This window comes from Pseudomonas sp. AC242 (assembly GCF_979258655.1).
Genome location: NZ_OZ409873.1, coordinates 1,915,666 through 1,937,955 on the forward strand (window position 1 = coordinate 1,915,666; position 22,290 = coordinate 1,937,955).

General features: G+C 60.4%; 22 protein-coding genes and 1 riboswitch. Of the genes, 8 read left to right on the forward strand and 14 right to left on the reverse strand.

All coding sequences use genetic code 11. The features are described 5' to 3' along the window. The first annotated feature begins 68 nt into the window (after positions 1-68). Positions 69-1,697: an ATP-binding response regulator gene (locus ACZZ0A_RS08840; protein WP_007949861.1), complete on the forward strand. Its 1,629-nt coding sequence runs from the start codon at positions 69-71 to the stop codon at positions 1,695-1,697. 116 nt (positions 1,698-1,813) lie between these two features. Here ACZZ0A_RS08840 and yecR read toward each other — a convergent pair whose 3' ends face one another. Together yecR and ACZZ0A_RS08850 are read right to left on the reverse strand one after the other, a co-directional pair. Further along, positions 1,814-2,122, reverse strand: a complete 309-nt coding sequence (gene yecR / locus ACZZ0A_RS08845) for a YecR family lipoprotein (protein WP_007918065.1) — start codon at positions 2,120-2,122, stop codon at positions 1,814-1,816. Between the two features lie 32 nt (positions 2,123-2,154). Then, the gene (locus ACZZ0A_RS08850; protein WP_007918063.1) at positions 2,155-2,469 is read right to left on the reverse strand and encodes a hypothetical protein; all 315 of its coding nucleotides are present in this window, start codon (positions 2,467-2,469) and stop codon (positions 2,155-2,157) included. 340 nt (positions 2,470-2,809) lie between these two features. On the opposite strand from ACZZ0A_RS08850, the gene ACZZ0A_RS08855 reads away from it, so the two are divergent. Beyond that, positions 2,810-3,409, forward strand: a complete 600-nt coding sequence (locus ACZZ0A_RS08855) for a hypothetical protein (RefSeq protein WP_463542881.1) — start codon at positions 2,810-2,812, stop codon at positions 3,407-3,409. A 570-nt stretch (positions 3,410-3,979) separates the two neighbouring features. Here ACZZ0A_RS08855 and ACZZ0A_RS08860 read toward each other — a convergent pair. Continuing rightward, on the reverse strand, positions 3,980-5,152 hold the full coding sequence (locus tag ACZZ0A_RS08860) for a cystathionine gamma-synthase (RefSeq protein WP_141128681.1): 1,173 nt from the start codon (positions 5,150-5,152) through the stop codon (positions 3,980-3,982). Then, positions 5,149-6,525 carry a pyridoxal-phosphate dependent enzyme gene (locus tag ACZZ0A_RS08865; RefSeq protein WP_095111476.1) on the reverse strand — a complete coding sequence of 459 codons (1,377 nt, stop codon included), beginning with the start codon at positions 6,523-6,525 and terminating at the stop codon, positions 5,149-5,151. The genes ACZZ0A_RS08860 and ACZZ0A_RS08865 overlap by 4 nt, the downstream gene beginning before the upstream one ends. Positions 6,526-6,947: 422 nt before the next feature. Between ACZZ0A_RS08865 and metE the strand changes: the two genes are divergently transcribed. Beyond that, on the forward strand, positions 6,948-9,236 hold the full coding sequence (gene metE, locus ACZZ0A_RS08870) for a 5-methyltetrahydropteroyltriglutamate--homocysteine S-methyltransferase (protein ID WP_463542882.1): 2,289 nt from the start codon (positions 6,948-6,950) through the stop codon (positions 9,234-9,236). 217 nt (positions 9,237-9,453) lie between these two features. Beyond that, a complete protein-coding gene (locus ACZZ0A_RS08875) occupies positions 9,454-10,005 on the forward strand; it encodes a GNAT family N-acetyltransferase (protein WP_123374978.1) in 552 nt (183 codons plus the stop codon). Here ACZZ0A_RS08875 and ACZZ0A_RS08880 read toward each other — a convergent pair. The 4 genes from ACZZ0A_RS08880 to ACZZ0A_RS08895 all read right to left on the reverse strand — a co-directional run bounded on the left by ACZZ0A_RS08880 (position 9,944) and on the right by ACZZ0A_RS08895 (position 14,047). Next, positions 9,944-10,708, reverse strand: a complete 765-nt coding sequence (locus tag ACZZ0A_RS08880; RefSeq protein WP_463542883.1) for an ABC transporter ATP-binding protein — start codon at positions 10,706-10,708, stop codon at positions 9,944-9,946. The two genes, ACZZ0A_RS08875 and ACZZ0A_RS08880, sit on opposite strands and share 62 nt — an antisense overlap. After that, entirely contained in the window at positions 10,705-11,709 is a 1,005-nt protein-coding gene (locus tag ACZZ0A_RS08885; protein WP_463544083.1) for a FecCD family ABC transporter permease, read from the reverse strand. The genes ACZZ0A_RS08880 and ACZZ0A_RS08885 overlap by 4 nt, the downstream gene beginning before the upstream one ends. An 8-nt stretch (positions 11,710-11,717) precedes the next feature. Continuing rightward, entirely contained in the window at positions 11,718-12,731 is a 1,014-nt protein-coding gene (locus ACZZ0A_RS08890) for an ABC transporter substrate-binding protein (RefSeq protein WP_463542884.1), read from the reverse strand. 144 nt (positions 12,732-12,875) lie between these two features. Beyond that, a riboswitch (cobalamin riboswitch) is annotated at positions 12,876-13,069 on the reverse strand. Between the two features lie 42 nt (positions 13,070-13,111). Next, the gene (locus tag ACZZ0A_RS08895; protein ID WP_095111471.1) at positions 13,112-14,047 is read right to left on the reverse strand and encodes a Ppx/GppA family phosphatase; all 936 of its coding nucleotides are present in this window, start codon (positions 14,045-14,047) and stop codon (positions 13,112-13,114) included. 8 nt (positions 14,048-14,055) lie between these two features. Between ACZZ0A_RS08895 and ACZZ0A_RS08900 the strand changes: the two genes are divergently transcribed. From ACZZ0A_RS08900 to map, 3 genes are all read left to right on the forward strand, one after another. After that, positions 14,056-14,334, forward strand: coding sequence for a hypothetical protein (locus ACZZ0A_RS08900; RefSeq protein WP_463542885.1), 279 nt, complete (start codon positions 14,056-14,058; stop codon positions 14,332-14,334). Between the two features lie 122 nt (positions 14,335-14,456). Next, positions 14,457-14,684 carry a ParD-like family protein gene (locus ACZZ0A_RS08905; RefSeq protein WP_007918027.1) on the forward strand — a complete coding sequence of 76 codons (228 nt, stop codon included), beginning with the start codon at positions 14,457-14,459 and terminating at the stop codon, positions 14,682-14,684. Next, on the forward strand, positions 14,681-15,472 hold the full coding sequence (map, locus tag ACZZ0A_RS08910; protein WP_463542886.1) for a type I methionyl aminopeptidase: 792 nt from the start codon (positions 14,681-14,683) through the stop codon (positions 15,470-15,472). Before ACZZ0A_RS08905 ends, map begins: the two co-directional genes overlap by 4 nt. 202 nt (positions 15,473-15,674) lie before the next feature. On the opposite strand, the gene ACZZ0A_RS08915 is transcribed toward map, so the two are convergent. From ACZZ0A_RS08915 to ribBA, 5 genes are all read right to left on the reverse strand, one after another. Then, positions 15,675-16,829: an ABC transporter ATP-binding protein gene (locus ACZZ0A_RS08915; RefSeq protein WP_095050091.1), complete on the reverse strand. Its 1,155-nt coding sequence runs from the start codon at positions 16,827-16,829 to the stop codon at positions 15,675-15,677. A 16-nt stretch (positions 16,830-16,845) separates the two neighbouring features. Beyond that, positions 16,846-17,655 (reverse strand): ABC transporter permease, encoded by an 810-nt coding sequence (locus ACZZ0A_RS08920; protein ID WP_007918021.1) that lies wholly within the window; start codon positions 17,653-17,655, stop codon positions 16,846-16,848. Positions 17,656-17,661: 6 nt separating this feature from the next. Continuing rightward, entirely contained in the window at positions 17,662-18,609 is a 948-nt protein-coding gene (locus ACZZ0A_RS08925; protein WP_038368077.1) for an ABC transporter permease, read from the reverse strand. Next, on the reverse strand, positions 18,606-19,631 hold the full coding sequence (locus ACZZ0A_RS08930; RefSeq protein WP_007918009.1) for an ABC transporter substrate-binding protein: 1,026 nt from the start codon (positions 19,629-19,631) through the stop codon (positions 18,606-18,608). The genes ACZZ0A_RS08925 and ACZZ0A_RS08930 overlap by 4 nt, the downstream gene beginning before the upstream one ends. Before the next feature lie 467 nt (positions 19,632-20,098). Next, a complete protein-coding gene (ribBA, locus tag ACZZ0A_RS08935) occupies positions 20,099-21,208 on the reverse strand; it encodes a bifunctional 3,4-dihydroxy-2-butanone-4-phosphate synthase/GTP cyclohydrolase II (protein ID WP_463542887.1) in 1,110 nt (369 codons plus the stop codon). A 68-nt stretch (positions 21,209-21,276) separates the two neighbouring features. Here ribBA and ACZZ0A_RS08940 point away from each other — a divergent pair, with 68 nt between their 5' ends. Continuing rightward, the gene (locus ACZZ0A_RS08940; RefSeq protein WP_463542888.1) at positions 21,277-21,573 is read left to right on the forward strand and encodes a DUF1330 domain-containing protein; all 297 of its coding nucleotides are present in this window, start codon (positions 21,277-21,279) and stop codon (positions 21,571-21,573) included. Between the two features lie 152 nt (positions 21,574-21,725). On the opposite strand, the gene ACZZ0A_RS08945 is transcribed toward ACZZ0A_RS08940, so the two are convergent. Next, positions 21,726-22,289 carry an NUDIX hydrolase gene (locus ACZZ0A_RS08945; RefSeq protein WP_463542889.1) on the reverse strand — a complete coding sequence of 188 codons (564 nt, stop codon included), beginning with the start codon at positions 22,287-22,289 and terminating at the stop codon, positions 21,726-21,728. Position 22,290: the final 1 nt, after the last annotated feature.

Below are 22,290 nucleotides of genomic sequence, written 5' to 3' on the forward strand. Positions count from 1 at the left end.
CACCGGGCGCGAAGGTTGCCTGTAGGCTGATTCGGAAACTGACGATTGCCGCACAAGGACGTTTAACCATGAAGTTCGAGAAAAACACCGAACTCGATCAGGCCAACCTGCGCATCATCATTGCCAGTATTGCCGTGGTTTACATGCTGATACTGGGTTTTTTGCCAGGCCAGCGCTTCGATACATACCTGCCGATCATTACCTACATCATTGTGTTTTTGTTGGCCTCGATCGCCCTGCGTCAGGCGATTGCGCGCTGGCCAGGGCATTACCCGGCGCGACGGATTTTCGCCATGATCCATGATTACACCGGCACCTGCTTTGGTCTGGTGGTGGGCGGCGAGATGGCGTTGCCGCTGTACGCGGTGATCATCTGGGTCAACCTCGGCAATGGCATGCGCTATGGCTCGCGCTATCTGGCGATTGCCACGGCGCTGGCGCTGCTGGCATTGCTGTGTGTTTATCGCCTGACGCCGGTGTGGCAGGCGCAACCGTTCATGGTGTTGATGCTGATGCTCACCAGCACGGTGATTCCGTTCTATGCGCACTTGTTGCTGGAACGCACGCGTAAGGCCTCCGAAGAGGCGGTGGCGGCGAATCTGGAAAAGTCGCGGTTTCTCGCCCAGGCCAGTCATGATTTGCGTCAGCCGATTCATTCCATCGGTCTGTTTACTGCCTGTCTGCGTGAGTCGAGACTGGGCGAGGAGGAGCGGCGCTTGGTCGACAATATCGACCGTTCGTTGCTCAACGTTTCGCAACTGTTCCGCTCGATTCTCGATCTGTACACCCTTGATAACGGCCGGGTTCTGCCCAAACTGCAAACCCTCAATTTAGGGGAATGGCTCGCGGATCTGATTCGCCAGAACGCTGAAGCCGCGCGTTGGGCCGGGGTCGAATTGCATGTGCGCCCCTGTGAATATTGGGTGCGCACGGATCCGGCGTTGCTCGCGACCATGGTGCAGAACGTACTGTCCAACTGCTTCAAATACGGTGCGCATCGGCCGGTATTGATCGGTGTGCGTCGGCACGGGGCAGGGCTGTCAATCGTGGTTTATGACCGTGGCAACGGTATCGCCGAGGAGCATCAGGCCAAGGTGTTCGAGGAGTTTTATCGGGTACGGCAAGTGCGCGACAAAGACGTCGAAGGCGTGGGCTTGGGGCTGTCGATCGTCAAGCGTCTGGGTGAGTTGATTGGTGTCGGCGTTACTCTGCGTTCGCGGCTTGGGCGCGGAACGGCGGTGACTTTGTACGGGTTGCCGATCGCCGCGCCAGCGCCGTTAACGGTCAATCGGAATGAGGCGCGCCAAGTCGGTTTGCTGACCGGGCTGAAGGTGTGCCTGGTGGAAGATGACCGCAATGTGCTGCTGGCGACTTCAGCGTTGCTGGAGCGCTGGGGCTGTGTGGTTCAGGCCGAGTTGACGGCTCAGGATCTGGTCACCGACTGCGACATCATCGTCGCCGACTATGACCTCGGCACCCATGCCACCGGCATCGAATGTATTGATGATGTGCGCAGGCAGCGCGGTTGGGCGGTACCGGCGATGATCATCACCGGGCATGACGTCGAGAAAATCCAGGCAGCCCTGCACGACCGCGACATCGCCATCCTGTCCAAACCGGTACGCCCGGCCGAACTGCGCGCGACCTTGCGAGCCCTGCGCGATCGCCAGCCCGAACCCACCGAAAATGCCTTGTAGGTGTCCATGGGGCTGTAGGAGCTGCGGCACGCTGCGATCTTTTGATGCTGATGAGAAGAGCAAGATCAAAAGATCGCAGCCTCGTTGCACTCGACAGCTCCTACAGGGTCAAGCGTCTAGCGTTTGCACAGGTAATCCTGGGTGATGGTGGTTTGCAGGCAGTTGTATTGGCCCATGGTGCGGCAGATATTTTTCTCCGAGCCGGTCACTTCGGCGTTCTTGTAGCCCCAGGTCTTGCAGCGTTGTGCGGCGACGGTCAGGCCTTGTTCGGCGCTGGTCTGGCCGCTTTCGAATTGGCCCAGTTCATAGGAGACCTGGACGACGCCATCGTTTTTGCTGCCGCCGGTGGCCTCCCACTGTTTCGGCGTGGCACAGCCAGTCAGGAACAGGGCGCTGAGGGTGAGTGTTGCGATCAGGGTTTTCATGGGCAAACGGTGTCCTTTACCGGGCGGGGAAGTTACTGCAGTGGAATCGGCGAGGCGCCTTTCGGCAGGCACGACAGCGGCGGCGACATCATGCCCATGCTGGCCACGGCGATGATTACGCCGCTGGGCAATTCACAGTTGTATTCCCCGGCCGGGGTGTACGCGGTGTAGTAGGTGAGGGTGCTGTCGTTGCGGATGTTGTCGATTTTCGACACCGGTTTACCGATCACCGTCTGAGCGCGTTCTTTCATGCTCGCTTCAGTCGGTTTCACGGTCTGGCAGGCGGCCACGCTGAGCAGCACGGCACCGAATACGGCGATTTTGGTGAGGTTTGCATGGAGTTTCATGGTGTTTCTTCCTTGGTGTTGTTCTGATTTCCAGGCACAACGATCCCGCACGCTGCGAACTGGCAACGTTGAGGAACATCGGGGGTTGCGGGGGAATATAACGCCAGCTGACAGGCCGGTCGATTAGCACAAATGTGCTAGTGCGGCGCTCAACAGGCAGCTCGCTAAAACCGCCTGTTGCGCCGAAGGAGGATTACTGGGGACTGTTGAACTGGTCGGAATAACTGCCGGTCATCAGTGCGGAGGCGACGCGATCAGAACCAACGCCGACACGCGAATAGGCAACCCGATTGACGCCGGTGCGATCGGCGCCATCTGCCGCCAATGCGCCCGCACCGACATGATCGGCACCATCAGAAGCGACCGCGCCTGCACCGACATGGTCAGCACCGTCGGAAGCTACCGCGCCTGCCCCGACATGATCGGCACCATCAGAAGCGACTGCGCCCGCGCCAACATGATCGGCACCATCAGAAGCGACTGCGCCCGCGCCAACATGATCGGCACCATCAGAAGCGACTGCGCCTGCACCGACATGATCGGCACCATCAGAAGCGACCGCACCTGCGCCGACATGATCAGCACCATCAGAAGCCACGGCGCCTGCACCGACATGATCAGCACCGTCGGAAGCTACCGCGCCTGCACCGACATGGTCGGCGCCGTCGGAAGCCACCGCACCTGCACCGACATGATCGGCACCATCAGAAGCCACGGCGCCTGCACCGACATGATCAGCACCGTCGGAAGCTACCGCGCCTGCACCGACATGGTCGGCGCCGTCGGAAGCCACCGCACCTGCACCGACATGATCGGCACCATCAGAAGCCACCGCTCCGGCCCCGACGTGATCCGATCCATCGGAAGCCAACGCCTGCGGTTGTGCAGCCCAGACACTGGGCACCACCACGGTCGCCACGACCGCCAGAAGCACGCCTGACAACAGCTTGTGTTTCATAGTTTTCTCCATGACCCGGCAGCCACAAAGCGATAAGGCATCGTCCGCCGTTTGTTCGCTGGCGTTATGACTCATTGGCCTGGGTCAGTCTGGTGGGCGAAAGGCACGGGCACACCGTCAGGCGTGCGGGTGTCGACAGAATCATGATCGAACTGATTGAGTATAGATCGCGATAGCGAGGCGGTACGGCGGGGGGATCGGCGGCCTTTAGGCGCTTATCTTCCTGCCCGTTTTGAGCAAAGCTCAAATCAGTCTAAAAACTCTGATTCAAGTCCACGAGGCTTTGCTAGGCTCAAAGGTGTAGGCGAAGACGCAGACTGATGCGCAATCGGATAGCAAGGGGGCGTGGGGCGCGCTCCGAAAGGTACACGGTTAGAAAGATCTCCGCGCTGAGATCCAGCCCTTATGCCGTGTGAAGCAGCCGAGGCACTAACTTTCAATTTGACCCGGTACTGTGGGAAGCCCGATAAACCTTGTAAGCCAGAGACCAGCACTGGCCGCCTACTCGAACACCAAAGCCCGCTTCGTGCGGGCTTTGTCGTTCTTGCCAGGTCAGATCGATTGCAGCGCTTGCGCCAGGTCGGCGCGCAGGTCTTCAACGTCTTCAACGCCCACCGACAGACGCACCAGGCCATCGCCAATCCCCAGTTTTGCGCGGGTATCAGCCGGAATGGTTGCGTGGGTCATGATCGCCGGGTGCTCGATCAGGCTTTCCACGCCGCCGAGACTTTCCGCGAGGGCGAAGATCTTCACGTTCTCAAGGAAACGGCGTGCACCGTCCAGATCACTGTTCAGGTCCACGGAAATCATCCCGCCGAAACCACGCATCTGGCGCTTGGCCAACTCATGCTGCGGATGTGACTCAAGACCCGGATAGTAGACGCGTTTAACCTGCGGCTGCTGCTCCAGCCACTGCGCCAGGTCCAGCGCATTGCTGCAATGACGTTCCATGCGCAGCGCCAGCGTCTTCACCCCGCGCAGGGTCAGAAACGCATCGAACGGCCCGGCAATCGCACCGACGGCGTTCTGCAAGAAGCCCAGCTTCTCGGCCAGTTCCTGGTTCTGGCCGACCACGGCGATCCCACCGATCACATCGGAGTGGCCGTTCAAATACTTGGTGGTCGAGTGCAGCACGATGTCGAAACCCAACTCCAGCGGCCGCTGAATATATGGGCTGGCAAAGGTGTTATCGGCCACGCTGATAATCCCGCGTGCACGGCAGATACGGGCGATAGCGGCGAGGTCCGACAGGCTCAGCAGCGGGTTGGTCGGTGACTCGACAATCACCAGGCGTGTGTCGTCCTGCAGCGCCGCTTCGAACGCCGCCAGGTCAGTCAGATCGACGTAGCTGAAACGGTGTCCGGCACTGCGCTGACGGACCTTGTCGAACAGGCGGAACGTGCCGCCGTACAAGTCATTGCCGGAGATGACGTGCGAACCGGCATCGATCAGTTCGAGCACCGTGGAAATCGTTGCCAGCCCGGAAGCAAAGGCAAACGCCTGGGTGCCGCCTTCCAGGTCCGCCACGCAGCGTTCCAAGGCAAAACGCGTCGGGTTGTGCGAGCGGCCGTAATCGAAACCCTTGTGCACGCCGGGGCTGTCTTGCAGGTACGTGGAGTTGGCGTAGATCGGCGGCATCAGCGCGCCGGTGGTCGGGTCCGGCGTCTGCCCGGCGTGGATCACCCGGGTCGCGAAGCCTTGGGATTTATCGTCGTGCTGACTCATGCGAGGGATCTCCGTAATTGGTTGAGCATGTCGGTGCGAGTGATCAGGCCATGGAAGCCCGATGCATCGGCAATGATCGCGACGAGACCACGGCTGAGCACCGTTTCCAGCTCAGCAAGGCTGGCGCCAGGGGCAAGGGTTTGCAGTTTGTCGGTCATCACGCTGGAGACGGATTGGCTGAAACGCGCGGCGTCTTCGTGCACCGCCAGCAGGATGTCGGATTCGTCGATCACGCCGACCAGTTGCTTGCCCTCCACCAGCACCGGCAATTGCGAAACATCCGCCAGGCGCATGCGCTGGAACGCGGTCAGCAGGGTGTCGTCAGGGCCGACGCTGATCACGCGGCCGTCCTCGAAGCGGCGGGCGATCAGGTCACGCAAATCACCGTAACCCTTGCGCTGCAACAGGCCTTGATCGGTCATCCACTGGTCGTTGTAGACCTTCGACAGATAGCGCGTACCGGTGTCGCAAACGAAGCTGACCACACGTTTCGGTTCGGTCTGTTCGCGGCAATAACGCAATGCGGCGGCGAGCAGGGTGCCGGTCGAGGAGCCGCCGAGAATGCCTTCGGCTTTGAGCAACTGACGGGCGTGGTCGAAGCTTTCTTCATCGCTGATCGAGTAGGCGTGGCGCACGCTGGAGAGGTCGGTGATCGATGGAATGAAGTCCTCACCGATGCCTTCCACGGCCCATGAGCCGGGCGTCGGCAGCGAACCGTCACGGCTGTATTGGGCCATCACCGAACCGACCGGGTCAGCGAGGACCATTTCCAGATCCGGCTGCACGCGTTTGAAGAAGCGGCTCAGGCCGGTCAGCGTGCCGGCCGAGCCGACACCGACGACGATGGCATCCAGATCATGTTCGGTCTGCGCCCAGATCTCCGGCGCGGTGCTGCATTCGTGGGCCAACGGGTTGGCCGGGTTGTTGAACTGGTCGGCGAAAAACGCGCCGGGAATGTCTTTTGCCAAACGGGCGGCGACGTCCTGGTAATACTCGGGATGACCCTTGCCGACATCGGAGCGGGTGATGTGCACTTCGGCACCCATGGCCTTCAAGTGCAGGACTTTCTCGGTGGACATTTTGTCCGGTACCACCAGCACCACGCGATAGCCTTTGGCGCGGCCTACCAGTGCCAGACCCAGGCCGGTGTTGCCGGCGGTGGCTTCGACGATGGTGCCGCCGGGTTGCAGACGTCCATCACGCTCGGCGGCGTCGATCATCGCCAGGCCAATGCGATCCTTGATCGAACCCCCAGGGTTCTGCGATTCAAGCTTGAGAAACAGTGTGCACGGCCCGGTATCAAAGCGGGTGACCTGCACAAGCGGAGTGTTGCCTATCAGCCCAAGTACGGCAGGGCGTGATTCCTTTGACATTTCTTCACCTCTTGGTGGTGTTGATCGCGTTCCAATCGCGGGGAAAAGACACGCGTGCAACATAGGCTCAGACATCAGCTGTCGCAACCTTTAGTCGGTCGCCAATTCAGCCATTTCGATCTAACGATAGATCGAAATCAAAGACCTGCCGGGGCGGGTTCGAGAGCGTTTACACAGAGGCGTCATCGAGTTTTCAAAGGGCGTCTTCATGGCGACGAACAGCTTGAATTGCCGACAAGTTTCCCGCCGCAAAAAACGCTCAGCCGTGCCAAACGCTCTCACCTCGGAGTGTTTTCAGGAGACAGACTGCGATCATTTGATCATGAGGGAAACTTGTGTTGATCAAGATTAAATTGAGTTTGTCTCACTAGCGACCACTGCCGACAATGGCCGCCATCAACAGAACACTGGAGTTGTTTGTTATGGCACTGGCCCATTCCCTTGGATTTCCGCGCATCGGTCGCGACCGCGAACTGAAGAAAGCGCAAGAGGCGTTCTGGAAAGGAGAACTGAACGAGGCAGGCCTGCGTGAAGTCGGTCGCGAGCTGCGCAAGGCCCACTGGGACTTGCAGAAAAACGCTGGCATCGAATTGCTGCCGGTCGGCGATTTCGCCTGGTACGACCAGGTGCTGACGCACTCGCTGATGTTCGGTGTGATCCCTGAGCGCTTCCGCCCGCACGATGGCAAAGCCAATCTGCACACCCTGTTCGCCATGGCCCGTGGCGTCAGCGACAGTTGCTGCGGCGGGGCGCACGCCCAGGAAATGACCAAGTGGTTCGACACCAACTACCATTACCTGGTCCCGGAATTCAGCGCGGATCAACAGTTCCAGTTGGGTTGGGATCAGTTGTTTGAAGAAGTCGAAGAAGCCCGTGCGCTGGGCCACAACGTCAAACCGGTGATCATTGGCCCGTTGACGTATCTGTGGCTGGGCAAGGCCAAGGGCGCCGAATTCGACAAGCTGGAATTGCTTGATCGCTTGCTGCCGTTGTATGGGCAGATCTTCGCGCGCCTCGCTGCTCAGGGTGTCGAGTGGGTACAAATCGACGAACCGATTCTGGTACTCGACCTACCGCAGGAATGGAAGAACGCGTTCGAGCGTGCCTACAACCAGATTCAGCGTGATCCGCTGAAAAAACTGCTCGCCACGTACTTCGGTGGCTTGGAAGAAAACCTCGGTCTGGCGGCGAACCTGCCGGTCGATGGTTTGCACATCGATCTGGTGCGCGCACCGGAGCAGTATCCGACCATTCTCGATCGTCTGCCGGCCTACAAAGTGTTGTCCCTGGGCGTGGTCAACGGGCGTAACGTCTGGCGTTGCGATCTGGAAAACGCCTTGGCGACGTTGCGCCATGCCCATGAGCGTTTGGGTGATCGCTTGTGGGTGGCGCCGTCCTGCTCGCTGCTGCACAGCCCGGTGGATCTGGGCCGCGAAGACAAGCTTGATGCCGAGTTGAAAAGCTGGTTGGCCTTCGCTGTGCAGAAGTGCGAAGAAGTGGCGATTCTGGCGCATGCCGTCAATGAACCCGAAGCGCCGAAAGTGCTGCGCGCACTGACCGAAAGCCGTTCGGTGCAGGCTGCGCGTGCCGCTTCGCCGCGCATTCACAAACCGGCTGTTCAGGCCCGTGTCACCGCGATTACGGCCAAGGACAGCCAGCGTCAGTCGCTGTTTCCCCAGCGCATCGCCAAGCAGCGTGCCGGTCTGGATCTGCCGCTGTTCCCGACCACGACGATCGGTTCGTTTCCGCAAACCGCGTCGATCCGCCTCGCTCGCCAGTCGTTCAAACAAGGCAAGCTGACCGAAGCCGAATACACCGAAGCCATGCACAGCGAAATTCGCCATGCGGTGGAAATCCAGGAACGTCTGGGCCTCGATGTGCTGGTACACGGTGAAGCCGAGCGCAACGACATGGTCGAGTACTTCGCCGAGCAACTCGACGGCTACGTATTCACCCGGTTTGGCTGGGTGCAGAGTTACGGTTCGCGTTGCGTCAAACCGGCAGTGATCTTCGGCGACCTCAGCCGCCCGAAAGCCATGACCGTGGAGTGGATCCGTTATGCGCAGGGCCTGACTGACAAGGTCATGAAAGGCATGCTGACCGGGCCGGTGACCATGCTGATGTGGTCGTTCCCGCGTGAAGACGTCAGCCGTGAAGTGCAGGCGCGGCAACTGGCGCTGGCGATTCGTGATGAAGTGGTGGATCTGGAAGCCGCCGGCATCAAGATCGTGCAGATCGACGAAGCGGCGTTCCGTGAAGGTCTGCCGTTGCGTCAGGCGCAGTGGCAGCATTATCTGGACTGGGCGACAGAAGTGTTCCGCCTGTGCGCCTCCGGTGTGCGCGACGAAACGCAGATCCACACGCACATGTGCTACAGCGAGTTCAACGATGTGATCGAGTCCATCGCGGCGATGGATGCCGACGTGATCACCATCGAAACCTCACGTTCCGACATGGAATTGCTGGAGGCCTTCGAAGCGTTCGCTTACCCGAACGACATCGGCCCGGGCGTCTACGACATCCACTCGCCACGCATTCCGGATGCTTCGGAAATGGCTAATCTGCTGCGCAAGGCTGCCAAGCGTATTCCGGCCGAGCGGCTATGGGTCAACCCGGACTGCGGCCTGAAAACCCGTGGCTGGCCGGAGACGGAAGCGGCGCTGGTGCATATGGTTACCGCCGCCCGGCAATTGCGTAAAGAGCTGGCCTGACACCTTAACCACCTGAATAAACACAACCCCTTGTAGGAGTGAGCCTGCTCGCGATAGCGGTGTGTCAGTCAAATCATCGGTGACTGACACACCGCTATCGCGAGCAGGCTCACTCCTACAGGGGTTGTGTATGTATTTTCAGAAACGGGAATTCTCATGGCATCGCTGAAAAGCTGTTGCTACTGTGCCCAGCCGCATCCTAGGTATTTGCCGCTACATGAGTGATCAACCCGTTATCCAAACCGTGTCCGACGCAGACATTCCCGAGGTGCTGGATTTTGTTCTAAGCGCCCGCGCCGAGCTTTTTCCCAAGCTCAGCGCGACCGGCATGCCCGACGATCTGGCGCGTTTTGCCGAGGCTTATCTGCGTGGGGCAGGGCGCTTTCTGATCGCTCGTCACGAAGGGCAGATTGTCGCCTCAATCGGCTATCTCCCTTACGACCGACGCTTCCCGCACTTGCTCTATCCGGACCTTAAAGTGGTGGAAATCGTCCGTCTGTTTGTCCTGCCATCACAGCGCCGCTCAGGCCTGGCCGGTGCGCTGTATCGATCACTCAAAGACCTGGCACTCGCCGACGGAGTTGAAGTGATCTACCTGCATACTCATCCATTTCTGCCGGGCGCCATCGCGTTCTGGCAGCGCCAAGGCTTCGAGATTATCGATGTCGACGCTGACCCGGTCTGGCAAACAACCCACATGCACAATCTCATGAGTGAAACCGGAGAATCTGCGCCCCATCGAACGGGTCCGTCAGGTAATGCGCCCTGACCCCGAACGTCTCCTGTAACCGCTGCGGTGTCAGCACTTCCAGCGGCGCGCCCAACGCCACCAGCCGCCCGCGCTCCAGCACCGCCAGACGATCACACTTCAACGCCTGATTAAGATCATGCAGCGCGATCAACGTGGTCACCGGCAACGCCTGCACCACGTTGAGAATGGTCAGTTGATGCTGAATGTCGAGGTGGTTGGCCGGCTCGTCCAGCAACAGAATCTGCGGTCGCTGCGCCAGGGCGCGAGCGATATGCACTCGCTGCCGCTCACCACCCGACAGGCTGCGCCAGAGACGCGTGCGCAGGTGCGTCGCGTCAACGTCGGTGAGCGCCTGCTCGACGATGGCATCGTCCGCCGCCGACCACGGTTGCAGCGCCGACAACCACGGCGTGCGGCCCAACGCCACGGCATCGAACACGCGAATGCCGTCGTCGGTGTCGGCCTGTTGTTCGACCACCGCCAGCTTCTGCGCAATGCTGCGCCGGGCCATTTTGCCCAAGCGCTGACCTTCAAGCAGCACCTCGCCAGCGCTCGGTTCACGCAGCCCTGCCAGCAACTTCAACAGGGTGGATTTGCCCGAGCCATTTGGCCCGACGATACCCAAGGTTTCGCCGCGCCGGACGTCAAGGCTGACACCGTTGAGCAACTCGGCGCCGCGTACCTTGAAGCTCAGACCAGAACAACTCAGAACACTGTTCATCGCGCGGACCTGCGGCCAACCAGAATCAAGGCGAACACCGGCGCACCGACCAGCGCGGTAATCACCCCGACCGGAATCACCTGACCCTTGATCAGCGTGCGCGACAGCACATCAGCAGCAATCAAAAACACCGCACCGCCCAAGGCACTGGCCGGCAGCAATCGCGCATGACCCATACCGAGCAACAGCCGCGCGGCGTGGGGAATCACCAGCCCGACAAAGCCGATTGAACCGACAATCGACACCATCACCGCCGTCACCAGCGCCGCACAACCAATCAGCAAAATCTGCACCCGTCGCACCGGAATGCCGAGGGATGCCGCCGAATCCGCGCCAAAGGTAAACGCATCCAGCGCCCGCCGATGCCACAGACACACAACCAGTCCCAGCACGGCAACCGGCACTGCCAGCCATACCGATGGCCAGCGCACGCCACCGAGATTGCCCAGCAGCCAGAACATGATGCCGCGCGCCTGTTCGGAGCTGGCCGAACGAGTAATCAGAAACGCCGTCAGGGCATTGAATAACTGCGAACCGGCGATCCCGGCAAGAATGATCTGCCCGGTGCCGCTGGCCGAACCGCTGACTCGCGCCAGCAGAATCACCAGCACGAACGCCGTGACGGCGCCGGCGAAGGCACCGACTGACAATGAGATCATCCCCGCGCCAACGCCAAGCAGCGCGACCATCACCGCCCCGGTCGAGGCGCCGGCAGAAATCCCCAGCAAGTAGGGATCGGCCAACGGATTACGCAGCAGCGACTGCAAAATCACCCCGCACGTCGCCAGACCCGCACCGCACGCGGCCGCGACCAGTGCGCGGGTCAGGCGGTAGTTCCAGACGATGCCTTCATCGATCGGGTCGAGCGCGTAACCGGCGTTCCACAACTTGTTCGCCAGCACTTGCACGACCACACCCGGTTCAATCGAGGTTTCACCGATGGCCACGCCCGCAACCACTGCAATCAACAGCGTCGCCAGGGCCAGCAACGTACGGATCAGGCTGGCACTCATCGCGACAGGTCATAGCCGTTGATGGCCGTGGCCAGTTGCTCGATGCCGTCGAACATGCGCAGGCTTGCCTGCATGGCCATGGCGTCGAGAATGATGATGCGGTTGTGTTTCACCGCGTCCATGTTGCGCGTCACCGGGTCGCTGCGCAGGAAGGCGAGTTTCTTTTCATAGTCGTCAGCGGGGAAGCGCCGACGGTCCATGCGCGCGATGACGAGGAAGGTCGGATTGGCTTTGGCGATGGTTTCCCAGCCGACCGTTGGCCACTCCTCATCGGACTCCACCACGTTACGCACGCCGAGGGTGCTGAGCATGAAATCGGGAACGCCTTTGTGCCCGGCCACAAATGGCTCGATGTCCATTTGTGCACTGGAGAACCACACCAGCGCGCTGGCGTCCTTCAGTTGTTTACCTTGGGCGGTGGCAATCGACTTGGCGAGGCTGGCCTTGAGTTCGTCGTTGAGCCGCTGGCCACGCTCCTGCACATCAAAGATTTGCGCCAGTTGGCTCACGCTTTTGTAAATCGTCTCGATGCGAAACGGCGCCAGTCGCGTGCCATCGGCGCCGACGAGGTTGTCCTTGGCTTCGCAATCGGAGGGCAGCAGGTAGGTCGGAATCTTCAATTCATGAAATTGCTCACGGGTGCCGACCGCGCCTTGCGGGCCGACCATCCATTCCAGCTCCACGGCGACCAGTTCCGGGCTCTTGCCGATCACCGACTCGAAACTCGGTTCGTTGTCGGCCAGGCGTTCGATCTTGTCGTCCTGCGGCTTGTACTTGGCCAGCACATTGTTGAACCACAGTGAGGTGCCGACGACTTTATCGCCCAGGCCCATGGCGTAGAGCATTTCCGTGCCGGCCTGGCCGATGGTCACCGTGCGCGTCGGGGCGTGCTGGAAGGTCAGGGTGCTGCCGCAGTTTTCGACCGTCAGCGGATAGACCGTCGGTGCCGCTTGCGCCAAGGCGCCAAGGCTCAGGCCGGTGATGAGGGTGGCGATGCGGGGCAGCAGCATGGGGCAGTCTCCTGGGGAACCGTACGGGGAGCGGGAGAGTACGGATCGGAAACACACCATCGAACGCGGTCAGGGAAACTGCGCAAGGCCGGTCATCAAAAGCAGAAGTACACGGCACGATGTCCTTCCCGGACACCCCGCCGGTTAGTAATCACTGTGCCGGCAGGTCTCCTGACTGATGCGTCATCGCCTGGCTCCGGCCTTCCCGGGATTCACCCAGTGGCAGTCGTGGAGCAGGCTCGGCACCTACAGTTGCGGGGGCAGTTCCGGTCAATGCTGTGCAAGCACCCCGGATTCCCTATTAGTCCCGTTCGGGAACCAGCGGCGGCATGGTAGTCGATCAAGCCGCTGAAGGGGAGACGAATCTGTTGCGGCGAGGATTAGTGCTGGCTCATCAAACCGTGCAAGACGCCTAAACGCAGGCCCGGTTCGGAGGGCAGCATTTGCGCGATGCCGAACACCTTGAACGCCGCCAGCATCAGCACCAGACCGCCGGGCAAAATGCTCTGGCGGTGTGGTTGCAGGCCGGCGAGCTTGAGCTGTTGCACGTTGTTCACCTTCAACAGCAGCAGCGACAGGCGCAGCAGTCCGCCGTAGGTGATGCCGTCCTGGCCGAAGTCGTTGAGGCGATTGGCCTTGAGCACTTTGGCCAGCATGCGTGCGGTGCCGGAAGAGCCGATGGTCTGCTGCCAGCCTTGCGCGCGATAGCGCTTGGCGACGTGTTCAAACTGCAGGATGGCGAAGCGTTCGGCCTCCTGTAGCGCGCCGGCGGACACATCACCGCCGCGAAAGAATCGCGTGCTCAAGGTGCCGCTGCCGATGGCGATGCTTTCGGTTAACAAGGGTTGTGAGCCCTGGCCGAGGATCAGCTCGGTGGAGCCTCCGCCGATGTCGACCACCAGGCGCAGGTCGTCGGCGCTGGGCAAGGCGTGAGTTACGCCGGCGTAGACCAGCCGCGCCTCTTCATGGCCGCAAATGACGTCGATGGGAAAGCCCAGATGCCGCTCGGCACTGGCCAGAAACAGCTGCGCGTTATCCGCTTCACGCACCGCACTGGTCGCCACCGCACGCACCCGGCCGGCCTCGAAACCGCGCAGTTTCTTGCCGAACCGCGCCAATGCCTGCCAGCCGCGATCCAGTGCCAGTGCATCCAGCGCACCGCCATCAAAGCCTTCGGCAAGCCGCACCGGTTCACGCAGGGTTTTCACTTCCTGAATCTGCAGGCCCTTTCGACTGCGCACCGACTGGCCGATCATCAGGCGAAAGGCGTTCGAACCCAGGTCGATGGCGGCAAACAGCGAGGCGTCGTCTTTCATGGGAATCCTTGCAGAGCATCCGTCGCGAGGCTCAAGACGGTTTGCGAGGATTCTGCCGTGATCTTGATGACATCCTGATGACGGGGCAGGGTCGGTTGAATGAATTTGCGGCTGTCATGACACTGTCATTATCCGGCGTCTATGCTGAGGCCAATACATCGCGTGTTCTTAAAGTTTTTGCTGCCGAATTTGGCAGCTTTTTTTTGCCCGCGATTTGGCAATGCCGCGAACTGATCGTTCCCACGCTCCGCGTGGTAATGCCTCTAGGGACGCTCCGCGTCCAGTGACGCGGAGCGTCACGGGCTGCATTCCCACGCAGGAGCGTGGGAACGATCAGCGTGTGTGTTTGCAATTTTGGTGGATGCTTGGCTAATATACGATCCATATACATATCGTATCGGATTCATATATGGGCATCGTAAAGATTTCAGAGGACATGCACGAGAACCTGCGTATCTCCAGCAACGCCCTCAGCCGCTCGATCAACGCGCAGGCCGAGCACTGGATGCGCATCGGCATGCTCGCCGAACTGCACCCCAACCTCGACCACAGCGCCATTTGCCGCTTGCTGATCCGCGCCGAACAGAACGGCGGGCTGGATCTGCAACAACTGACTCAGGAAGCCGTCAGCGCATGAGAAACCAGATCAAGATCAACACCCCGGCCGACATCGCTCAATCGCGCGCTGCCGGCAAACTCGCCGCCGAAGTACTGGCGATGCTGGTGCCGCACGTCAAGGCGGGCGTCACCACTGATCAACTCGACAAACTGTGCAACGACTACATCGTCAACGTGCAGAAAGCCGTGCCGGCCAATGTCGGTTATCACGGTTTTCCGAAAACCGTCTGCGCGTCGGTCAACGATGTGGTCTGCCACGGCATCCCGTCGGGCACACCGCTGAAGGATGGCGATATCGTCAATCTCGACATCGCGGTGATCAAGGATGGCTGGTTCGGTGATACCAGCCGCATGTACGTGGTCGGCGAGGCAACACCTGAAGCGCAGCATCTGATCAAGACTACCTATGACGCCATGTGCGCGGGTATTCGCGTAGTTAAACCGGGCGCAACGTTGGGCGACATCGGCCACGCGATCCAGAGCCTGGCGGAGAAGGAAGGCTTCAGCGTGGTGCGCGAGTATTGCGGACACGGGATCGGCAAGGTCTACCACGATGAGCCGCAGATTCTGCATTACGGCTTTCCCGATCAGGGCATGAAGTTGAAGGCGGGGATGATTTTTACCGTTGAACCGATGCTCAATGCCGGCAAACGTCATGTGAAGAACATGCCGGATGGCTGGACGGTGCTGACCAAGGATGGGTCGTTGTCGGCGCAGTGGGAGCATATGGTTGCGGTGACGGAAACCGGGTTTGAAATTCTTACGGCGTGGCCGGATGAGATTGAAGGCTACCGCGCCATTACCTGAGACCGTGTTGACTGGTTCCCTCACCCTAGCCCTCTCCCAGAGGGAGAGGGGACTGACCGGGTTGTTTTGGCGTTATACATCGACTTGAAAGTCCTGAGTCGAACTCAGGTCCTGAAAAGCCCCCGATCTGCTCCCTTTCCCCCTCGCCCCCCTTGGGGGAGAGGGCTGGGGTGAGGGGGTAGATCCCACAGACAACACGCTATCAGTGAGCGCCGGCAGCCTTGTTCAGGTCGCTTTCAGTCCATTCGGTATACACGCAAGCATCAGCCGTAGCCCAGCGCACCTGCACTGGATCCCCGGCCTTGAGCGGCATGCCGGCGGCGGACAAAGCCTTCACCGTCATCGAAGTCCCGCCCGAAGTAACCACGCTGCAAGTCTGGCTCTCACCCAGAAACAGCACTTCCACAACCTTCGCTGAGACCTCGTTCCAACCCGACGGCAACGGTTCGCTGATCGCCTGCGCGACGCTCAACGCCAGTGCCTTTTCCGGCCGCACCATCAGCAACACATCCTGATCGGTGTGCAACCCAGCGGTCAGGCGAATCGACAACGACTGCCCCTCAAAACTCGCCGCTGCATTGCCCTGCGCCTTGAGCTTGAGGAAGTTCGAATTGCCCAGAAACGACGCCACAAACGCATTCGGCGGATTCTGATAAAGGTCATACCCGCTGCCCAAACCAACAATCTTGCCGTGACTGAAAATCGCGATGCGCTGAGACAAACGCATGGCTTCTTCCTGGTCGTGGGTCACGTAAACAATAGTGATGCCCAAGCGCCGATGCAGTTGGCGCAATTCATCCTGCAAATCCTCGCGCAGCTTTTTATCCAGCGCACCGAGCGGTTCGTCCATCAACAGAATGCGCGGCTCGTAAACCAGCGCCCGGGCAATGGCGACACGTTGCTGCTGGCCGCCAGACAGTTGCGAAGGGCGGCGATGGGCGAACTGCTCAAGCTGCACCAGTTTCAACATTGCATCGACACGCTTGTCGCGTTCAGCCGCCGCCAGTTTGCGAATTGCTAGAGGAAACGCAATGTTGTCGCGCACCGACAGATGCGGGAACAGCGAATAGCGCTGAAACACCATGCCGATATCACGCTTGTGCGGAGGCACATTCACCAGCGACTGACCGTTGACGAGGATCTCGCCACTGCTCGGCGTTTCAAACCCGGCGAGCATCGACAGCGTCGTACTCTTGCCCGAGCCGCTGGAGCCGAGGAAGGTCAGGAACTCGCCGTCCTTGATATCCAGCGAGATGTTGTCCACGGCAGCAAAGTCGCCGTAATGCTTGTTCAGGTTGCGCAGGCTGACGAGAGGTTTGTCGTTCTGCTGGGAAGCGTCTTTGATCACGGCACTCATGTCGTACTCCTGGCGCTCAGGCGCTGATTTCGTTGCGCCGGCGCAGCGCGGCGGCGATGACCATGACCAAAACAGACAAGCCGATCAGCAGCGTCGAAGCGACGGCGATCACTGGCGTCAGGTCCTGGCGCAAAGTGGTCCACATTTTCACGGGAAGGGTTTGCAAGGTCGGGCTGGCCATCATCACGCTGAGTACCACTTCGTCCCACGAAACGAGGAAGGCGAAGAGGGCGCCGGCGACCATGCCCGGGCGAATCGCCGGGAACGTCACCTTGAACACCGCTTGCAGGCGTGAGGCACCGCAGATCACCGCGGCGTCTTCAATCGACTGATCGAACAGCTTCAGCGAGTTGATGATCGAGATGATGGTGAACGGCAGCGCGACGATCACATGGCTGACGACGAAGGCGAACATGGTCCCGGTGTAGCCGAGCTTGAGGAACAGCGCGTACACCGCCACGGCGATGATCACCAGCGGCACGATCATCGGCAGGGTGAACAGGCCGTAGAGCATTTCCCGGCCGGGAAAACGTCCGCGCACCAGCGCAAACGCAGTCGGCAGACCGAGGGCCACGGCGCAGATCGTCGTCAGCACAGCAACCTTGAGGCTGGCGGCAGCGGCGTTCATCCAGTCCGGGTTGGAGAAGAACTGGCCGTACCATTTCAGCGTCCAGCCCGGCGGCGGGAATACCAGCCACTGCGAGGAGCCGAACGACAGCAGCACGATAAACACGATCGGCAACAGCAGGAACAGACCGATTAGCCCGGTGGTTGCATACAAGCCGAAGCGCATGCGCCGGCTCATCGCATTTGGGGTCAGGAGCATGTCGGCTTACCTCGCGTTACTGGCGCCAACCGGGGATTCCGGCTGAAGCTTCAGGTAGAAGTAGAACAGCACCAAAGTGATCGCGATCAGCAACGCGGCGCCAGCACTGGCCAGGCCCCAGTTGAGGAACGATTGCACCTGCTGAATGATGAACTCCGGCAGCATCATGTTCTGCGCCCCGCCGAGCAGCGCCGGGGTCACGTAGTAACCGAGCGACATGACGAACACCATCAAGCCACCGGAGGCCAGACCCGGCCGGCACAGCGGCAGGAACACCCGGAAGAAGTTGGTCCACGGGCTGGCGCCACAGATCGAGCCGGCCTGCAGGATCATCGGGTCGATGGCCTGCATGGTTGCCTGCAACGGCAGTACGATGAACGGAATCATGATGTAGCTCATGCCGATCACCACGCCGGTCAGGTTGTGCACCATTTCCAGCGGCTGATCGATGATGCCCATCGCCATCAAGGCCTTGTTGATCACGCCGGACGCTTGCAGCAGCACCAGCCACGAATAGGTGCGGGCGAGCAGGCTGGTCCACATCGACAGCAGCACGATGTTGAGGATCCAGCGCCCCCAGCCACGCGGCACCAGGGTGATCGCCCAGGCCAGCGGAAAGCCCAGCAGCAGGCTGAACAGGGTCACCAGCCCGGCCACCGAAAAGGTGTTGAGCAGCACCCGGGCATACGCCGAGTTGGCGAACAGTTGCTCATAGTTGCCAAGGCCTGGCGTCGGTTCGAGCACGCCGCGCAACAGCAGGCCAATCAACGGCGCGAGAAAGAACAGGCCGATGAACAGCAACGCCGGGGCGAGGTTGCCGGCGCCGCGCCAGCGTTGTCTGAGGGACGGGGCTTGCTGCATCGCAACCGCCTGTGTTCCGTGGGCCGAGCCGGCAGCGCCGTTGGCGCTCCCGGTGGCAGTGGAGGGACGGGACGCGGTGGCCGCCATTTTCATTTGACCAGCCATTCGTTCCACCGTGTCGCGATGGCCTGGCCGTTTTTGGCCCAGTACGCGAAATCAAGAGTGATCTGATCCTTAGCGTAGGCAGTCGGCAGGTTGGGGGCCAGCGTCGAATCCAGACGCTCCACACTGTCGAGGTTGACCGGGGCGTAGGCGGTCAGGTTGGAGAAGTCGGCCTGGCCTTTGGCGCTGCTGGCGGCGGCCAGAAACTTCATCGCCGCGTCCTTGTTTTTCGAGCCTTTAGGGATGACCAGAATGTCGGCCATGACCAGGTTCTGTTTCCAGCTCACGCCCACTGGCGCGCCGTCTTCCTGCAGGGCGTGGATACGGCCGTTCCAGAATTGGCCCATGCTCGCTTCACCGGACGCCAGCAGTTGCTGCGACTGCGCGCCGCCGCCCCACCAGACGATGTCTTTCTTGATGGTGTCGAGTTTTTTGAAGGCGCGATCCAGATCCAGCGGGTAGAGCTTGTCGGCCGCTACGCCGTCGGCCAGCAGCGCCAGTTCGAGCACGCCAGGGCTTGGCCATTTATACAGGGCGCGTTTGCCGGGGTAGGTTTTGGTGTCGAACAGGGCGCTCCAGTCCTGCGGCTTGTTGGCGCCGAGTTTGCCCTCGTTGTAGCCGAGGACGAAGGAGAAGAAGAACGAGCCGACGCCGTGATCGCTGACGAAGCGCGGGTCGATCTTGTCGCGCTGAATGACTTTGAAATCGAGGGGTTCGAGCAGGCCTTCAGCGGCGGCGCGCAGGGCGAAATCGGCTTCGACATCGACCACGTCCCATTGCACGTTGCCGCTCTCGACCATGGCTTTGAGTTTGCCGTAGTCGGTCGGGCCGTCCTGGACGACCGTGATGCCGCTGGCCTTGCTGAAAGGATCAGCCCAGGCCTGTTTCTGCGCATCCTGGGTGCTTCCGCCCCAGCTGACGAAGTTCACGCTTTCGGCAGCCATTGCAGCCTGGCCGGTGACGCTGAGCAGTCCCGCAAAAAAGATCGCGGTTGCAGCTTTGTTCAACACCATTTTTACGCCCTCATTGTTGTGTTTTTGAGCGGGCTTGCGTTGTTGCCCGCCTGTCGGGAGCAGTAGCTGGACGTTCGTTGGAGTGTCCGGTCTATGGAATATCATATTATGGTATTCCAAACTTTGTGCAAGCACTTTGCCTTACCGGTTATCTGGCGGTTGATGGTTTTCACTTGAGAGATGTGTAGAAATTTCAGATTCAGCCCCTCACCCCAGCCCTCTCCCAATGGGAGAGGGGGAAAGGGAGCAGATTTTCATGCTGTTCAAAACCGAGTCCGACCCGGTATTGGAAAGGGAGCCGATTTTTGTGCTGTTCAAAACCGAGCTCGATTGGGTATTAGAAAGGGAGCAGATCTTCATGCTGTTCAAGGCCTGAGTTCGACTCGGAATCTCAGGTCGGCGTATAGCGACTAAACAACTCGGTCGGCTCCCTCTCCCTCCGGGAGAGGGCTGGGGTGAGGGCAGCTTTATTCAGTGAACGGAATACTCTCGACCACCTCCAGGTCATACCCGGTCAGGCCAGCGTATTTCAGAGGAGGGCCCAGGTGACGCAGCTTGCCCACCCCGAGGTTCTGCAAAATCTGCGCCCCAGTCCCCACCTCCGAATAAATCCGCGATTGCGAACGACTGAACTGCCGCGGCGGCTGGGTCAATTGCGGCACCCGCTCCAGCAACGCCTGCGAAGATTCATGATTGGACAGCACCACAACCACCCCATGTCCCTCAGCCGCGACCCGTTGCAGCGCCGCCCACAGCGTCCAGTTCGTCGGCCCGCTGTATTCGGCGCCGACCAGATCACGCAGCGGATCGATCACATGCACACGCACCAGCGTCGGTTCCTCACGGCGCAAATCACCCATAACCATCGCCATGTGCACGCCGCCCTCGATGCGATCCTCAAAGGTGATCAAACGGAACGTGCCATGCACTGTCGGCAGCTCACGTTCGCCAATGCGTTCAATGGTGTGTTCGGTGCTCAGGCGATAGTGGATCAGGTCGGCGATGGTGCCGATCTTGATCCCGTGCTTGCGCGCAAACACTTCCAGATCCGGGCGACGGGCCATGGTGCCGTCATCGTTCATCACCTCGACGATCACCGAGGCCGGGGTAAAACCAGCAAGGCGCGCCAGATCGCAGCCTGCTTCGGTGTGGCCGGCGCGCGTCAGTACGCCTCCTTCCTTGGCGCGCAGCGGGAAGATGTGGCCGGGCTGCACCAGGTCTTCAGCGCGGGCATTCGGCGCGACGGCGGCGGCCACGGTGCAGGCGCGATCCGCCGCCGAAATGCCAGTGGTCACGCCAACCGCCGCCTCAATCGACACGGTAAACGCGGTGCTGAACACGCTGCCATTGGCCGGCACCATTTGCTCCAGGCCCAAACGCTGGCAATGTTCGTCAGTCAGCGTCAGGCAAATCAGCCCGCGTGCTTCACGGGCCATGAAGCTGATCGCCTCAGGCGTGCAACGGTCGGCGGCCAGCAGCAGGTCGCCTTCGTTTTCGCGGTCTTCGTCATCGACCAGCAAGACCATTTTGCCGAGACGATAATCTTCGATGATTTCTTCGATGCTGTTGAAGGCCATGCTGGACTCTCAGGGTTCGTTGGAAATATATTGGTATACCATAATACAAAATCAACAAAGAGGTCACTATGAAGGCGTACTGGATTGCTCACGTGGATATAGCCGATGCCGATCATTACAGCCAATACACCCAGCGCGCGCCGGCGGCGTTCGCCGAATTCGGCGCGAAATTTCTGGCGAGGGGCGGGCGCAACGAAGCGATGGAAGGGCGCAAGACGCCGCAGCGCAGCGTGGTGATCGAGTTCGAGAGCTATGAGAAGGCTGTGGCGTGCTACCACTCGGCGGCGTACCAGGAAGCGAAGAGTTATCGCGAGGAATGGGCGAGGGCGGAGATCATCATCGTTGAAGGCATTGCCCCACTCTGAAGCCTACGGTATTGATCGTTCCCACGCTCCGCGTGGGAATGCCTCTTCGGACGCTCCGCGTTCGGCTGTGAAAGGGACGCGGAGCGTCCCGGGCTGCATTCCCACGCGGAGCGTGGGAACGATCAGATGGGGCACCGGCAAGGGGGATGAGATCAGCGGATAAAGTGGATCTTGCCGCTGTCATCATTGCCCATGTAAATCCCATACACCCCAGCCTGACGCTCTTCGATATAGCGCTCGAGAATCTGCCGGATCGCCGGGTAATAAATTTGCTCCCACGGAATGTCTTCAGGCGCGAAGAACTTGTAATCCATGGTCTCCGGCCCGTACTGCCCGGTGATCTCCAGCGCGATCGCACGGAAGATGATGTACACCTCGCTGATCTTCGGCACGCTGAAAATCGAATATGGCGAGACGATTTCCGCACGCACGCCGCTTTCTTCCCATACTTCACGGATCGCCGCTTGCTCGGTGGTTTCGCCGCTTTCCATGAACCCGGCCGGCAGCGTCCAGGTGCCCGGGCGCGGGGGAATCGCCCGTTGGCACAGCAGGTATTTGCCATCCTGCTCGATGATGCAGCCGGCGATGATCTTCGGATTGACGTAGTGGATGTAGCCGCAGCCACGGCACATCAGGCGCTCGTGCGTATCACCCGAGGGTATTTGCTGACCGAGGTCAGGGCCACCGCATTTCGGGCAATAGCTCGGGCTGAACATA

What these genes read in the sequence shown, in the direction of transcription:
- ACZZ0A_RS08840 (WP_007949861.1), top strand. Translation starts at nt 69, where the DNA reads ATGAAGTTCGAGAAAAACACCGAACTCGATCAGGCCAACCTGCGCATC.
- yecR (WP_007918065.1), bottom strand. Translation starts at nt 2,122, where the DNA reads ATGAAAACCCTGATCGCAACACTCACCCTCAGCGCCCTGTTCCTGACT.
- ACZZ0A_RS08850 (WP_007918063.1), bottom strand. Translation starts at nt 2,469, where the DNA reads ATGAAACTCCATGCAAACCTCACCAAAATCGCCGTATTCGGTGCCGTG.
- ACZZ0A_RS08855 (WP_463542881.1), top strand. Translation starts at nt 2,810, where the DNA reads ATGATCGGCACCATCAGAAGCGACCGCGCCTGCACCGACATGGTCAGC.
- ACZZ0A_RS08860 (WP_141128681.1), bottom strand. Translation starts at nt 5,152, where the DNA reads ATGAGTCAGCACGACGATAAATCCCAAGGCTTCGCGACCCGGGTGATC.
- ACZZ0A_RS08865 (WP_095111476.1), bottom strand. Translation starts at nt 6,525, where the DNA reads ATGTCAAAGGAATCACGCCCTGCCGTACTTGGGCTGATAGGCAACACT.
- metE (WP_463542882.1), top strand. Translation starts at nt 6,948, where the DNA reads ATGGCACTGGCCCATTCCCTTGGATTTCCGCGCATCGGTCGCGACCGC.
- ACZZ0A_RS08875 (WP_123374978.1), top strand. Translation starts at nt 9,454, where the DNA reads ATGAGTGATCAACCCGTTATCCAAACCGTGTCCGACGCAGACATTCCC.
- ACZZ0A_RS08880 (WP_463542883.1), bottom strand. Translation starts at nt 10,708, where the DNA reads ATGAACAGTGTTCTGAGTTGTTCTGGTCTGAGCTTCAAGGTACGCGGC.
- ACZZ0A_RS08890 (WP_463542884.1), bottom strand. Translation starts at nt 12,731, where the DNA reads ATGCTGCTGCCCCGCATCGCCACCCTCATCACCGGCCTGAGCCTTGGC.
- ACZZ0A_RS08895 (WP_095111471.1), bottom strand. Translation starts at nt 14,047, where the DNA reads ATGAAAGACGACGCCTCGCTGTTTGCCGCCATCGACCTGGGTTCGAAC.
- ACZZ0A_RS08905 (WP_007918027.1), top strand. Translation starts at nt 14,457, where the DNA reads ATGGGCATCGTAAAGATTTCAGAGGACATGCACGAGAACCTGCGTATC.
- map (WP_463542886.1), top strand. Translation starts at nt 14,681, where the DNA reads ATGAGAAACCAGATCAAGATCAACACCCCGGCCGACATCGCTCAATCG.
- ACZZ0A_RS08915 (WP_095050091.1), bottom strand. Translation starts at nt 16,829, where the DNA reads ATGAGTGCCGTGATCAAAGACGCTTCCCAGCAGAACGACAAACCTCTC.
- ACZZ0A_RS08920 (WP_007918021.1), bottom strand. Translation starts at nt 17,655, where the DNA reads ATGCTCCTGACCCCAAATGCGATGAGCCGGCGCATGCGCTTCGGCTTG.
- ACZZ0A_RS08925 (WP_038368077.1), bottom strand. Translation starts at nt 18,609, where the DNA reads ATGAAAATGGCGGCCACCGCGTCCCGTCCCTCCACTGCCACCGGGAGC.
- ACZZ0A_RS08930 (WP_007918009.1), bottom strand. Translation starts at nt 19,631, where the DNA reads ATGGTGTTGAACAAAGCTGCAACCGCGATCTTTTTTGCGGGACTGCTC.
- ribBA (WP_463542887.1), bottom strand. Translation starts at nt 21,208, where the DNA reads ATGGCCTTCAACAGCATCGAAGAAATCATCGAAGATTATCGTCTCGGC.
- ACZZ0A_RS08940 (WP_463542888.1), top strand. Translation starts at nt 21,277, where the DNA reads ATGAAGGCGTACTGGATTGCTCACGTGGATATAGCCGATGCCGATCAT.
- ACZZ0A_RS08945 (WP_463542889.1), bottom strand. Translation starts at nt 22,289, where the DNA reads ATGTTCAGCCCGAGCTATTGCCCGAAATGCGGTGGCCCTGACCTCGGT.